The 12936-nt window shown below is 64.3% G+C and carries 12 protein-coding genes; 9 read left to right on the top strand and 3 right to left on the bottom strand.

The genetic code is table 11. The annotated features are described in order from the left end of the window. The first annotated feature begins 349 nt into the window (after window positions 1-349). The 5 genes from rpmI (at window position 350) to AB7F49_RS22350 (ending at window position 5238) form a co-directional block, all read left to right on the top strand. On the top strand, window positions 350-550 hold the full coding sequence (gene rpmI / locus AB7F49_RS22370) for a 50S ribosomal protein L35 (RefSeq protein WP_428526433.1): 201 nt from the start codon (window positions 350-352) through the stop codon (window positions 548-550). Window positions 551-627: 77 nt separating this feature from the next. Then, window positions 628-993, top strand: a complete 366-nt coding sequence (gene rplT / locus AB7F49_RS22365) for a 50S ribosomal protein L20 (protein WP_428526431.1) — start codon at window positions 628-630, stop codon at window positions 991-993. Window positions 994-1098: 105 nt separating this feature from the next. After that, on the top strand, window positions 1099-2181 hold the full coding sequence (gene pheS / locus AB7F49_RS22360; protein ID WP_428526429.1) for a phenylalanine--tRNA ligase subunit alpha: 1083 nt from the start codon (window positions 1099-1101) through the stop codon (window positions 2179-2181). Between the two features lie 81 nt (window positions 2182-2262). Beyond that, window positions 2263-4680, top strand: a complete 2418-nt coding sequence (gene pheT, locus AB7F49_RS22355; protein ID WP_428526428.1) for a phenylalanine--tRNA ligase subunit beta — start codon at window positions 2263-2265, stop codon at window positions 4678-4680. Between the two features lie 126 nt (window positions 4681-4806). Next, window positions 4807-5238, top strand: coding sequence for a BA14K family protein (locus AB7F49_RS22350; protein ID WP_428526426.1), 432 nt, complete (start codon window positions 4807-4809; stop codon window positions 5236-5238). Window positions 5239-5319: 81 nt separating this feature from the next. Here the strand turns inward: AB7F49_RS22350 and AB7F49_RS22345 are convergent, their stop codons facing one another. Next, window positions 5320-6780 (bottom strand): flavin monoamine oxidase family protein, encoded by a 1461-nt coding sequence (locus AB7F49_RS22345; protein WP_428526424.1) that lies wholly within the window; start codon window positions 6778-6780, stop codon window positions 5320-5322. A 180-nt stretch (window positions 6781-6960) separates the two neighbouring features. Here AB7F49_RS22345 and AB7F49_RS22340 point away from each other — a divergent pair, with 180 nt between their 5' ends. Then, entirely contained in the window at window positions 6961-7809 is an 849-nt protein-coding gene (locus tag AB7F49_RS22340) for a YiiX/YebB-like N1pC/P60 family cysteine hydrolase (RefSeq protein ID WP_428526422.1), read from the top strand. 150 nt (window positions 7810-7959) lie between these two features. On the opposite strand, the gene AB7F49_RS22335 is transcribed toward AB7F49_RS22340, so the two are convergent. After that, window positions 7960-8565, bottom strand: coding sequence for a 2-hydroxychromene-2-carboxylate isomerase (locus AB7F49_RS22335; RefSeq protein ID WP_428526420.1), 606 nt, complete (start codon window positions 8563-8565; stop codon window positions 7960-7962). Window positions 8566-8740: 175 nt separating this feature from the next. Here AB7F49_RS22335 and AB7F49_RS22330 point away from each other — a divergent pair, with 175 nt between their 5' ends. The 3 genes from AB7F49_RS22330 (at window position 8741) to AB7F49_RS22320 (ending at window position 11262) form a co-directional block, all read left to right on the top strand. Beyond that, window positions 8741-9574, top strand: coding sequence for a phosphatase PAP2 family protein (locus AB7F49_RS22330; protein ID WP_428526418.1), 834 nt, complete (start codon window positions 8741-8743; stop codon window positions 9572-9574). Window positions 9575-9693: 119 nt separating this feature from the next. Next, on the top strand, window positions 9694-9924 hold the full coding sequence (locus tag AB7F49_RS22325) for a DUF3551 domain-containing protein (protein ID WP_428526416.1): 231 nt from the start codon (window positions 9694-9696) through the stop codon (window positions 9922-9924). A 96-nt stretch (window positions 9925-10020) separates the two neighbouring features. Beyond that, the gene (locus tag AB7F49_RS22320) at window positions 10021-11262 is read left to right on the top strand and encodes an argininosuccinate synthase (protein ID WP_428526414.1); all 1242 of its coding nucleotides are present in this window, start codon (window positions 10021-10023) and stop codon (window positions 11260-11262) included. 36 nt (window positions 11263-11298) lie between these two features. On the opposite strand, the gene AB7F49_RS22315 is transcribed toward AB7F49_RS22320, so the two are convergent. Next, complete coding sequence (locus AB7F49_RS22315) at window positions 11299-12810, bottom strand: RICIN domain-containing protein (protein ID WP_428526412.1); 1512 nt, start codon at window positions 12808-12810, stop codon at window positions 11299-11301. Window positions 12811-12936: the final 126 nt, after the last annotated feature.

Below are 12936 nucleotides of genomic sequence, written 5' to 3'. Positions count from 1 at the left end.
GAAGCGCCCATGTGCAGGATGCATCGCTCGCGGTCATGGAACGGCGTGAGAATTGGAGTGCGACCGGCAGGAGCCGCCCGCGGCCCGGCTGCCGTTGGCGCACTCCAATACCATTTTCGGCTTGGCCCGATGGGCGGCCCCTGCCGTTGCCACGCCCTGGCGGTGGCCTGATCGCAGCCGTTTGCAGTTGTTTTTGTGCGGCCTCTCTGCCATAAACCGGCCGCTCGTCGCCCGGCTGTCAGGGCTGCCGTGGCGGCGACACTTGCTCAATCAGCAAACGCTCGTTCTTCGAGCCATTCCCGGCGGACGCTCGGCTATTGCCGCATGTCAGCCGCATCAGGAGAGCCAAATGCCCAAGTTGAAGACCAAATCGGGCGCCAAAAAGCGCTTCAAGATTACCGGCTCTGGGGAGGTCGTTTCCGCCCAGGCCGGCAAGCGCCACGGCATGATCAAGCGAACCACCAAGCAGATCCGCAATCTTCGCGGCACGCGCGTCCTGTTCAAGACGGACGGCGACAACATCAAGAAATACTGGCTGCCGAACGGCTGATCGTCAGCGTCAGCTCATTTGCGCAACTGTCTTTCTTCGTTTCTGCAAGTTCAGGGTTTCGCTAGAGGAGATCAGCCATGGCCCGCGTCAAACGGGGCGTCACGTCCCACGCCAAGCACAAGAAGGTTCTGAAGGCCGCCAAGGGCTTCTACGGCCGCCGCAAGAACACCATTCGCATCGCCAAGCAGGCGGTCGAAAAGGCGAACCAGTACGCCTATCGCGACCGCAAGCGGCGCAAGCGCACCTTCCGCGCGCTCTGGATCCAGCGCCTCAATGCCGCTGTCCGTCCGTTCGGATTGAACTACAGCCAGTTCATCAACGGACTGAACCAGACCGGCCTCGAAATCGATCGCAAGGTTCTGTCCGATCTCGCGATCCGCGAGCCCGCGGCGTTTGAGGTCATCGTCGAGAAGGTGAAGGCCGCGCTGCCGGCGCAGGCCTGATGTTGTCATGCCCCGCGCAGGCGGGGCATCCACGCCTTTCCCGGCTTCAAGCAAGACGTGGATGGCCGGGACAGGCCCGGCCATGACGAGCAAACGAGACTCGTCATGTCGGATATCGAGCAACTTCAGCAATCGGTCCTCGCAGACATCGCCGCGGCCTCCGACGAGGCTGCGCTGGAAGCGGTGCGCGTCGCATCGCTCGGCAAGAGCGGCTCGGTGTCCGCGCTCCTGAGGACGCTCGGCGCCATGACGCCGGACGAGCGCAAGGCGAGGGGACCGGCGATCAACGGGCTGAAGGACGCGGTCAACGCCGCGCTGACCGCGCGTCGCGATGCGCTGAAGAACGCGGCGCTCGATCAGCGCCTCAACACCGAGAGCGTCGACGTCACGCTTCCCGTGCGCGAAAGCCCGGCGGAGACCGGCCGCATTCATCCGATCTCGCAGGTGATCGACGAACTCACCGCGATCTTCGCCGATATGGGTTTTGCGGTGGCGGAAGGTCCGGACATCGAGACCGACGACTACAACTTCACCAGGCTGAACTTTCCCGAAGGCCATCCGGCGCGGGAGATGCACGACACGTTCTATTTCAATCCGAAGGAAGACGGCTCGCGCCTGCTTTTGCGCACGCACACATCACCCGTGCAGGTGCGCACCATGCTGACGCAGAAGCCTCCGATCCGCGTGATCATTCCGGGCCGCACCTATCGGTCGGACTCCGATCAGACGCACACGCCGATGTTTCATCAGGTCGAGGGCCTGGTCATCGACAAGGGCTCGCATCTCGGCCACCTGAAATGGATCCTTGCCGAGTTCTGCAAGGCGTTTTTCGAGGTCGACAACGTGAAGATGCGGTTCCGGCCGTCGTTCTTTCCGTTCACCGAGCCGTCGCTCGAAGTCGACATCCAGTGCCGGCGCGACAAGGGCGAGATCCGCTTCGGCGAAGGCGAAGACTGGCTGGAGATTCTCGGCTGCGGCATGGTGCATCCGAATGTGCTGCGCAATTGCGGGCTCGATCCGGACGAGTATCAGGGCTTTGCCTGGGGCATGGGCATCGATCGCATCGCCATGCTGAAATACGGCATGCCGGACCTGCGCCCGTTTTTCGAAGCCGACATGCGCTGGCTGTCGCATTACGGCTTCCGTCCGCTCGATTTCCCGACGCTGGCGGGGGGCTTGAGTTCGTGACCGGCAGCGGGCGCTCTTCACCTCCCCCCTTGAGCCCTCAAGGGGGAGGGGACCGGCCGGTGCAAGCGACGAGACGCTGACATGAAATTTACCCTGTCCTGGCTGAAAGAGCATCTCGACACCGACGAGCCGCTGTCAGCGATCGCCGACAAGCTCACCATGATCGGGCTTGAGGTCGAGAAGATCGAGAATCCGGCCGAGAAATACGCGCCGTTCAAGGTGGTCGAAGTCATCTCCGCGGTTCAGCATTCGAATGCCGACCGGCTGCGGGTCTGCATGGTCGATACCGGCGACGGCAAGCCGCTGCAGATCGTGTGCGGCGCGCCGAACGCGCGCGCCGGTATGAAGGCGGTGCTGGGTCTGCCGGGCACCTATATCCCGGCCAAGGACATCACGCTGAAGGTCGGCAAGATCCGCGACGTCGAAAGCCAGGGCATGCTGATTTCCGGCGCGGAGATTGCGTTCTCCGACGATCACTCCGGCATCATCGAGATGCCGGCGAATGCCCCGGTGGGTGTCCCCTTCGCCGAGGTGCTGGGTCTCGACGATCCCATCATCGAGATCAATCTCACGCCTAACCGCGCCGACTGCACCGGTGTGTCCGGCATCGCGCGCGACCTTGGCGCCACCGGTATCGGCAAATTCCTCGAGCGCACCCCGAAGCCGATTGCGGGCGCGTTCCCCTGTCCGGTCAAGGTGACGCTCGATTTCGGATCGACGCCGTCGCTGTGTCCGGGCTTTGCGCTGCGCCTCGTGCGCGGCGTGAAGAATGGCCCGTCCCCGGAATGGCTGCAGAAGCGGCTGACTGCGATCGGGCTGCGTCCGATCAACGCGCTGGTCGATATCACCAATTTCATGACCTACGATCGTGGCCGTCCGCTGCATGTGTTCGATGCCAGGAAGGTCCGTGGCAATCTTGTGGTGCGCCGCGCGAAGGCCGGCGAGGAACTGCTCGCGCTTGATGGCAAGACCTACAGGCTCGACGACTCCATCTGCGTGATCGCCGACGACAAGGGCGTGGAATCGCTGGCCGGCATCATGGGCGGCGAACTCTCCGGCTGCGACGCGGACACCACCGACGTGCTGATCGAGTCGGCGCTTTGGGACCCGATCAACATCGCGCAGACCGGCCGCAAGCTGGGCATCAACTCGGATGCACGCTACCGCTTCGAGCGCGGCGTCGATCCGAATTTCATGGTGCCGGGCCTCGAACTCGCGACCCAGATGGTTCTCGACCTGTGCGGCGGCGAGCCCTCCGCAGTTGAAGTCGCTGGCGGCGGCCCGGTCGACGACCGGCCGATCGATTTTCCGCTGAGCGAAGTCAAGCGCCTCGCCGGCCTTGATGTGCCGCTGGTCGAAATGAAGCGCATTCTCGGAAATCTCGGCTTCTTCGTTGCCGGCAACGGTCCGGTGGTGAAGGTTGCGGTACCCTCCTGGCGCGCCGACGTGGAAGGCAAGGCCGACATCGTTGAGGAGGTCGTGCGAATCGTCGGCGTCGATCAGGTGCCGCTGACGCCGTTCGACCGCGGCGATGCCCCGCGCAAACCGGTGCTGACGCCGATCCAGACCCGCACCCGCAAGGCCAGGCGCGCGCTCGCCTCGCGCAATCTCGCGGAAGCGGTGACGTGGTCGTTCATTGCGAAGCCGGACGCGGAATTGTTCGGCGGCGGTCAGCCCGAACTGGCGCTCGCCAATCCGATCGCGTCCGATCTCTCCGACATGCGTCCGAGCCTGGTCCCGGGTCTTGTCGCCGCGATCCAGCGCAACGCCGATCGCGGCACCGCCGATGCGGGACTGTTCGAGGTGGGCCAGATATTCAAGGGCGACCGGCCCGAGGATCAGTTCACGGCTGCCGCCGGATTGCGGCACGGCCTGTCGCGCTCAACCGGCACCGGACGGTTCTGGTCCAATGCTGCGAGCCAACCCGATGCATTCGAGGCGAAGGCCGATGCGCTTGCGGCACTTTCGGCAGCCGGCGCGCCGGTTCAGGCGCTGCAGATCGTGCCCGGCGGACCGGCGTGGTTCCATCCCGGCCGGTCGGGGACGATCCAGATCGGGCCGCAGAATGTGCTTGGATCATTCGGCGAGTTACATCCGCGTGTCCTCGAAGCGCTGAAGGCGGACGGCCCAATCGTCGGTTTCGAGGTGATCCTTGATCGCATCCCGGAGCCCAAGGCGAAGCCGACGCGTGCGAAGCCCGCGCTCGAATTGTCGGCGTTCCAGCCGGTGTCGCGCGACTTTGCTTTCGTTGTCGAGAGGGGTGTGAAAGCGGCCGATCTCGTGCGCGCGGCGCAGAATGTCGACAAGAAGCTGATCACGGCCGTGACCGTGTTCGATGTCTACGAAGGCAAGGGCATCGAGCCGGGCAAGAAGTCGCTCGCGATCGCCGTCACGCTTCAGCCTCGTGAGAAGACGATGACGGACGCGGAGATCGACGCGCTCGCCGGCAGGATCGTGGCCGAAGTCGGCAAGCGCACCGGCGGAATCTTGCGATCGTAGCATTCCGTCGCGACATGGATGGAAGTTAACGTTCAGTGCGTGGCAGTGACGCGGCGTGATCCGGAACCAAGGTCGCGCCGCATTCGTTTTCCACCTTGCACCCTTGCAATGTGGAGATGAGACAGAATGCCCGTATCAAAATTGCTCACCGCCTCGCTCGGATTCTCGGCTCTCGCGCTGGCTGCCGTCCTTGCGCCGCCGCAGGCGTCTGCGGCACCCGCCGGAACCGGCCTGTCGTCGCTCGGTGCGGTCGATACGCAACTCGTCCAGCAGGTGCGGTGGCGCGGGCGCTATTACCGCGGCGGCTACGGATATCGCGGCTATGGCTATCGCGGTGGAAACGGCGGCGCGGTTGCGGCCGGCGTTCTTGGCGGGCTCGCGCTTGGCGCGGTGATTGCTGGAGCGGCGTCCGCACCCCCTCCGCCTCCGGTGGTTTACGCGCCGGGCTATGGCGCGCGCGCAGACTGGGTCGCGTATTGCTCGTCCAAATACCGCTCCTTCAACCCGGCCACCGGGCTCTATCTGGGCTATGACGGGCAATATCATCCCTGCCAGTAGCATCTGACGGCTTGACGATGGAAAAGGCCCCGCCGATCGGTGGGGCCTTTTCTGACAGGGTTGCGTCGAAGCTGCGGCGGCTCATTCGTTGATGATGCGCGGCACGCCCCTGGGGAATTCCTGACGCTTTGGCGCGCGCTGGCGGCGCGGCGGTTTTTGCTTGCGCACCGGCTGCTGTTTCACCGGCTTCGACTTTTGTGCCGGGACCGCGCTCGGCAGCGGACCGAGCAGCTTCAAGGCCAGATCCGCCGCGCGCTCTCCCGATTCCCAGGCGCCGCCTACCGTGCCCCACAATGTTTCGTGCGCGGCCTCGCCGGCATAGAACACCCGGTCGCGCAGGGGCTCGGTCATCAGGATACGCCGCGCAGGCTGACCGCCGACCGACGCCGCGGAGAATGCACCCTGCGCGAAGGGCGCGAACGCCCATTGCGTCGCATGCGTGCGTCCGACCGCCTTCTTCACGTCGGCCCCGAACAGCTTGTCCAGCCACTCCATCGCGAACGCCGTCATATCGCGCGGGCCCTTCGACGCGAGCTCGCGGCCGAAGGAGCCGGCCACATCGACAAAGGAAAGCGAGGATCCGCCGACATTGCCGAGCAGCGCCGCAGTTTGCTTGTCCTCCACCTTTTCAAATACGAGGTCATCGCGCGCGAGGTCGAACGGATTGCCGGGAATATCGAGCGCGATCCGCTCGTAATGGCCGAGCCGCAGCCGGTTAAGCGCGTCGAGCTGCCGCTTCGGCAGATCGGGCATCAGCTTGCTGTCGGCCAGCAAGTTGGTGGATACGGTGACGATGACGCTGCGTGCCTGCAGCGACCCCTTGCTGGTCTCGAGCGTGATGCCGCCGCGGCCTTGCGTGTTGATCCGCGTCACCGGTGTTCCCAGCTGCACCGGCAGTCCGTCGGCGAACCTGGCGAGCAGCGTGCCAAAACCCTGCCGGCAATAGGCATCGACGTTGCGCTCGTCCGAGCGCTGGAAATCCATCACCGAAAGTTCCGCGAGGTCCTTGCCGCAACCGAACGGGCCGAGATAGAACGCGACCGACGGATACCATTCGCCGAGATCCTTCGGTATGGCCTGCGCCACCGAGATGTCGGCCTTGCCGCGGGCGGCATCCTCGATCGCGCGCCGCGCACGCACCATCACCGCGAAGAATTGTTCCAGCTCGCCCTCGCGCGCATTGCGTCGCCCGATTCGCACTTTCTGGCCGGGCGGCGCCGGATAGATTTCAAGGCCGGTGCGTGGCGCGAGCCTTGCGAGCGGATTCTGCTCCGGCTCGTGCATCCAGTGCGCGCCGAGGTCGAAGGGCATGCCGAAGGTTGCGGTGTCGGTGATGCAACGGCCGCCAACACGGTCCGCCGCTTCCAGCACCACGACGCGCCGGCCGGCTGCCATGAGCTTCCGCGCCGCGGCAATGCCGGCGGCACCGGCACCAACGATCGCAACCTCGGTCTCCGCCGCCATCGACAGCCGCCCCCACAGCGGGAGCGTGGCCGCTCCGGCAGCGGTCGCTAGGAAAGAACGGCGGGAAATTGCGTCCATGGTTACCGGAGGCTTTGTGCTCCCGCCTCACTACCCGGAAAAAGCAAGGTTTTGCAAACGTCCGATGTCAGCCGCGGTCACCGGGCCGTGAGCCGCGTGAACCGCTCTGCAACGGCTTTCGACGAAAATACGCAACAACAGCCGGATATGCGGAAACAGCCGCATGCGGGAGGTTTCGCCATGAGCTTCGTGCTCGACGGAATCGGGCATTTCCTTGCCCGCTATCTGGAAAAGCCGGTGCAGGGCTACGAGCCCTTCACGCCGAGCGACTTTGGCGCGCTGCAGGCGACCCTGCAGCCCGGCGACGTGCTCCTGGTCGAAGGCAACAATCACGTTTCCGGCATCATCAAGTATCTCACGCAATCCACATGGTCGCATGCGGCGCTCTATGTCGGCCGGATCGGCGACCGCGAAACCGAGGACGGCGAGCCGCTGGTTCTGGTGGAAGCCAATCTCGGCGAAGGCGTGATCGGCGCGCCGCTGTCGAAATACGCGCGCTATCACACCCGCATCTGCCGGCCGACCGGGCTTACACCCGAAGACCGCGCGAAAGTCTGCGCCTATGCCAAGGAGCGGATCGGTTTCGAGTATGACGTGAAGAACATCATCGACCTGATGCGCTTCCTGATGCCGCTGCCGATCCCGCAGAAATGGCGCCGGAAGATGATCGCAATGGGCTCGGGCCATCCGACCCGGATCATCTGCTCGGCGCTGATCGCACAGGCCTTCGAGCAGGTGCGCTATCCGATCCTGCCGAAGATCAGCCGCGTGGAAAGCGAATCCGCACGCGAGGAGATACTGGAAATCCGGCATTCCTCGCTTTACGCGCCGCGCGACTTCGACATCTCACCGTATTTCGAGGTGGTGAAGCCGACGCTGGTCAACGGCTTCGACTACAAGAAAGTGCAATGGGCAGACCTCCAGGTGACGATCGGCGTCACGGTGTCCGTCACGGTCGAGCCGTTGCCGGCCGTCGACGGAGCAGCCCTGGTGCCGGATAAGGCGGGGGATGCGCTCGCGCCGGCATGAAGGAAAGACCCCGGCCTTTTGATGCCGGGGCCACCGATCGGCAGAGTGAAGATGGGACGCTGAAGGCTCTGCCGCCGGCACATCGCTAATGCGACAGCATGGTTCGCCGTTCCTTCGGCCGACCGCACGAAGCGCCCGGAACGATGGTGGTCATGCGGTCCGTCTTGCCCAGGCGAGCGCGGATTCCAGCCGGTCGTTGCCCCAGAACAATTCGCCATCCGCGGTCACGAAACTCGGTGCCCCGAAAATTCCAAGCCGTCCGGCCTCTTCGGTCTCGCTGCGCAGCTTGAGTTTGACCGGATCGGATTGCGCGCGCTCCAGCACAAGGCGGGCCGGCGCGCCGATATCGTGCAGCACCGCCTCGATCACCACCGGATCCTCGATGCTGCGGCCTTCGCCAAACTGCACACGAAACACCGCCTTGCAGAATGCGTCGTGCCAGCTGTCGCCTTCGCTTGCGATCGCCGCCCGCGCGGCCAGCAGCGAGTTCTGAGGAAACGGATCCGGGCGGCGAAACGGAATCGACAATTCCGCACACAGCCGCTCCAGATCGCGCCACATGTAGCGGCCCTTGGCCTCGTAGATGTTGAACGGGGACGTGGCCCAGCCCTGCGCCTTGAACACAGGGCCGAGCAGGAACGGCCGGTAGCGGATCGCGACACCCGCCTCGTCGCGGAGGGCCTGCGCGCGCATGCAGGCGGGATAGGAATAGGTGGATGCGAAGTCGAACCAGAAATCAACGCAGGGTTTGCTCATGCCGGCATTCGTCGCGACACCGTTGCTTTTCGAGCGAAGCGTAACGCGAGTTGCGCGCAACACCAAATTGACGAAAGCAGGATGACGCTTTCCACACGGATTTGTGCATCATAAATCCGTCACCGCGATGTCAATCGCGCTCTCTAACCCTGACCGGCGGGTTGGGGATCATTGCGTGCCACAGATCGGGCTGCTCATCATCGTCGCGGTGACCGTGTTCACCGCGGTGGTTTTCACCATCGATCCTGCGCTCGATCTTGAAATCTCGGCGCTGTTCTTTGATCCGGCGCGCAGGATTTTCCCCGCGAAGTCCGACTGGTTCCTGGCTGGCTTCCGCTTCGTGACCTCCTGGGCGGTCGCGATTGCGATCATCATTCCCGCCGCCGCGCTCATCGGCAAGATGCTGTTTCCATCGCGGCAGGCGTTGCTGCCGGGACGCGCCATGTTGCTGATCCTGATGTCGATCGCGATCGGGCCGGGACTGCTGGTGAATGCCGGGCTCAAGGAAAACTGGAACCGGCCGCGTCCCGGTGTCGTGAAGGAATTCGGCGGAGCGATGGAATTCAAGCCGTGGTGGGACGCTAGCGGCACGTGCCGCGGCAATTGTTCCTTCGTTTCGGGGGAGAGCGCCGCGGCCTTCGCCATGCTGGCGCCGGCGGCTCTGGTCGCGGCGCCCTGGCAATTGCCCGCGATCGGCCTTGCGACCGTGTTCGGCGCGCTGATGGGGCTGCTCCGGGTGGTGTTCGGGGGACACTTTTTTACCGATGTGGTGTTCGCGGGCGCTTTGACCGCCCTGCTGGTCTGGGCCCTGCATGGCTGGATGTATCGCTGGGTGCCGGGAATGTGGTCGGACCAACGAATCGAGCAGGCGCTTGGCGATGCGGGATGTGTTTTGCGCGACAGCCTGGTGGCGGCGGGAAAGCGGGTCGCGGCGATCCCCGCCCAGGTGGCGGCGGGCGTCGGCCTCGTCTTCGGTCGCGCATCCGACGCTGCGCCCCGGCGCGGTTAGATCGAGGCACTTCGCCAATCCGCGGGACTTGCGTAGCGGACGTCCTGTCCCACCTTTCTGGCGGAACCCATCACGGCGTGGGCACGTTCGGTCTGCGTGGGCGCAATGGAGGATACCCGATGCGTTTGATGCTTTCGGCATGTGCGATCGCGCTGACCGGTTCACTGGCCTCCCTGAGTGCAGTGGAAGCCCGCGAATATCCGTGGTGCGCCCGCTACGACTGGACGACCACGAATTGCGGCTTCGTCAGCTTCCAGCAATGTCTCGCGACCATTTCCGGGATCGGGGGCCGGTGCGAACAGAATCCGCGCTATGTGGCGGCGCCCGGCAAGCGCAAGCGCGCCCGGTGACCGCTAGGCGGATCAGCCGCGTCCGATTACGGCCAAGTTGCACCGTTCAGGGTTCCGAATATAGTCCGCCCGCTTTCGACGGACGGGACCGGATTCATGGCCGACAAGTTCAGAAGAGACGTGAAAAAGGTCGTGCTTGCCTATTCGGGCGGGCTCGACACCTCGATCATCCTGAAATGGCTGCAGACCACCTATGGCTGTGAGGTGGTGACCTTCACCGCCGATCTCGGCCAGGGCGAGGAACTGGAGCCTGCGCGCGCCAAGGCGATCCTGCTCGGGATCAGGCCGGAAAACATCTTCATCGAGGACCTTCGCGAGGAATTCGTCCGTGACTACGTGTTTCCAATGTTTCGCGCCAACACGGTCTACGAGGGGCAGTATCTGCTCGGCACGTCGATCGCGCGGCCGCTGATCGCCAGGAAGCAGATCGAGATCGCCGAGCAGGTCGGGGCCGACGCGGTGTGTCATGGCGCGACCGGCAAGGGCAACGACCAGGTGCGGTTCGAGCTCACCTATTACGCGCTGAAGCCGGACATCACCATCATCGCGCCATGGCGCGAATGGGACCTGCGCTCGCGCGAGCAATTGATCGCCTTCGCCGAGCAGCACCAGATACCGATTGCCAAGGACAAGCGCGGCGAAGCGCCGTTCTCGGTCGACGCCAACCTTCTGCACGCATCGTCCGAAGGCAAGGTGCTGGAGGATCCGTCGCAGGAAGTGCCGGACTACGTCTATTCCCGGACCGACGACCCGGTGACCGCGCCCGACAAGCCGACGGTCATCACCATCGATTTCGAAAAGGGCGATCCGGTCGCCATCGATGGGAAAAAGATGTCGCCCGCGACCTTGCTGAAGGCGCTCAACGATCTCGGCAAGCGGAACGGCATCGGCCGGCTCGATCTTGTCGAGAACCGGTTCGTCGGCATGAAGTCGCGCGGCATGTACGAGACGCCGGGCGGCACCATCCTGCTCGCTGCGCATCGCGGCATCGAGAGCATCACCCTCGACCGCGGTGCCGGTCATCTCAAGGACGAGCTGATGCCGAAATACGCGGAGATGATCTATAACGGCTTCTGGTTCACACCCGAGCGCGAGATGCTGCAGGCGGCCATCGACAAGTCGCAGGAGCACGTGACCGGCCGCGTGACGCTCAAGCTTTACAAGGGCGGCGCCTGGGTGATCGGCCGCGAAAGTCCGTATTCGCTGTACGATCAGGAGCTGGTCACGTTCGAGGAAGGCGCGGTGGCCTACGACCACCGCGACGCCGAAGGCTTCATCCGGCTCAACGCGCTGCGGCTGCGCACGCTAGGGCAGCGGAAGAAGAAGCGCGGGCTGTAGATAAAGGCGGCGCTGTTCCGGCTGGACAGGTCCCGCTCACGGCACGACGCCGCATCCAATCGGGCCGCGTGACAGAGTGTTGGTGTTTCCGTCCCCAAATACGACGACTTCGTTCCGATACGTTACGATGCTGCTGGCGTCCTTCGGCGCATTCATTTCCCGATAAGCGGCTTCGCAAATCCTCGGTGAAGGAACCTGGTTCGCCATGTCCTGCGGCAGCAGGCCATCCCTGATCATCTGTGCCCAGCATCGTGCCGCGTTCTCCATGATGGAACATGGCGCGTTGATGCCGCGGTTGTAGCGCAGCCGCAGGCCGCCATTCTCGAAACTCGCAGCCAGGATGAGCGGCTTGTCATCCCAAGTCAGGCTGTCCTGAAGAACGGTCCTTGCGGATTGCGCGTCGATCACGACGAACGGACCCGTACCGTGGGGTTCGCCCGCAAAGAACAGCGCGGCGCCCTTGCGCCCCTGGAAACGCATGTTGTCTGTGTCGACGAGCGTGATTCCGCCGGGTGCCGGCCTGGCGCTGCAGGGCGGGTTCTGGCCGCGCGCCAGCACCGCCTTTTCCGCACTCGGACCCTCGGTTGACTGGCTGATCATGAAATCCGAAAAATAGGTACAGGTGATTACCGGCCCGCTGCCGTCCGAATTCGGCGGAATGGTGCGAACCGCCGACGGCTGGTCGAACCGAAGCCCCGCATGCGATTGCGCCACCTGCGGAATCGGCGCGGGAGCGGCGGCGCTCGGGAATTGTTGCGGACGCTGCGGCGGCGCGACTTGGGCCGCGGATTGCGTCTGACCTTTCATAGCGAATTGCTGATTGCGTGATTTTGGCGAACACCGTTTCCCGATGAGCTTCTGGCCGGGCCGGGCGTTGCCTTGCTGCAGATCCCAGCAAATGCCCTCACGGGCATAACGCAGGGCGCCGCCCGCGCCGTCATAGGTCCAGGGATGCATGGTCTGGTCCTGGCCGTTGCAGCGCACGAGATGCAGCCTGTCCGGCTGGTCGGGAGCGCGGTCGAGATCGACGCAGAGTTCAGGTGCCGCGGCCCGAAGCTGTCCGGACCGCCGATCGAATGAGAAAATCTGCAGCGCCTCGCCGGCGCAGCGCTCGAGCGTGATGGCGCCGAACGGCTTGAGTTCGGCCGTGACACACAAGCCGCGGTCCGTCCCGGGAGAGATCGTGACCTCCTGCGTATTGGCTGCGTCTTGCGGTCTGGCTGCGCCTTGCGGTCTGGCCGCGCCTTGCGGCGGCGCCTGCCGTCGCGTGCATTGATCGGCCAGCCGCCTGATGTTGTCGAACGCGCCTTCGACTTCGGATCGCGGGTTCGCCATGCACCACAGGAAGTGCATCGACTCATTCGCGTGCATGCCCTTGCTGGGGTCCTGGCAGGAAGGATTTTTCCGGATCGCCTCACGCGCGTTGTCAGCCGCGCTGGAGGCGTATTGCTTGCAGAAGCGATCGCCCCCTGACTGGGCCAGCGCGGGGCCGGCAAGGACGACCAACACAGCAGGGACCAGCACCCCCAACAGGGACGTTCTCGGCATTGTCACCCCCAAATGACAAACACGCAGCGTGAAAAGCGGGCCTCCGAAATGTGAGACCCGGACTTGAGTACCTGCGACAAAAGCGGGAAGTCCATTGCCCGAAAGCAGGTGCGTCGGAATGCCGCA

The organism is Pseudorhodoplanes sp., from assembly GCF_050250235.1.
In the GTDB taxonomy this organism is placed as follows: domain Bacteria; phylum Pseudomonadota; class Alphaproteobacteria; order Rhizobiales; family Xanthobacteraceae; genus Pseudorhodoplanes.
The sequence above is the reverse complement of the archived record's forward strand: the minus strand, read 5'-3'. Positions and strand labels throughout refer to the sequence as shown.

What these genes read in the sequence shown, in the direction of transcription:
- AB7F49_RS22345 (WP_428526424.1), bottom strand. Translation starts at nt 6,780, where the DNA reads ATGGACGCAATTTCCCGCCGTTCTTTCCTAGCGACCGCTGCCGGAGCG.
- rpmI (WP_428526433.1), top strand. Translation starts at nt 350, where the DNA reads ATGCCCAAGTTGAAGACCAAATCGGGCGCCAAAAAGCGCTTCAAGATT.
- pheT (WP_428526428.1), top strand. Translation starts at nt 2,263, where the DNA reads ATGAAATTTACCCTGTCCTGGCTGAAAGAGCATCTCGACACCGACGAG.
- AB7F49_RS22340 (WP_428526422.1), top strand. Translation starts at nt 6,961, where the DNA reads ATGAGCTTCGTGCTCGACGGAATCGGGCATTTCCTTGCCCGCTATCTG.
- AB7F49_RS22315 (WP_428526412.1), bottom strand. Translation starts at nt 12,810, where the DNA reads ATGCCGAGAACGTCCCTGTTGGGGGTGCTGGTCCCTGCTGTGTTGGTC.
- AB7F49_RS22350 (WP_428526426.1), top strand. Translation starts at nt 4,807, where the DNA reads ATGCCCGTATCAAAATTGCTCACCGCCTCGCTCGGATTCTCGGCTCTC.
- AB7F49_RS22335 (WP_428526420.1), bottom strand. Translation starts at nt 8,565, where the DNA reads ATGAGCAAACCCTGCGTTGATTTCTGGTTCGACTTCGCATCCACCTAT.
- AB7F49_RS22320 (WP_428526414.1), top strand. Translation starts at nt 10,021, where the DNA reads ATGGCCGACAAGTTCAGAAGAGACGTGAAAAAGGTCGTGCTTGCCTAT.
- AB7F49_RS22325 (WP_428526416.1), top strand. Translation starts at nt 9,694, where the DNA reads ATGCGTTTGATGCTTTCGGCATGTGCGATCGCGCTGACCGGTTCACTG.
- rplT (WP_428526431.1), top strand. Translation starts at nt 628, where the DNA reads ATGGCCCGCGTCAAACGGGGCGTCACGTCCCACGCCAAGCACAAGAAG.
- pheS (WP_428526429.1), top strand. Translation starts at nt 1,099, where the DNA reads ATGTCGGATATCGAGCAACTTCAGCAATCGGTCCTCGCAGACATCGCC.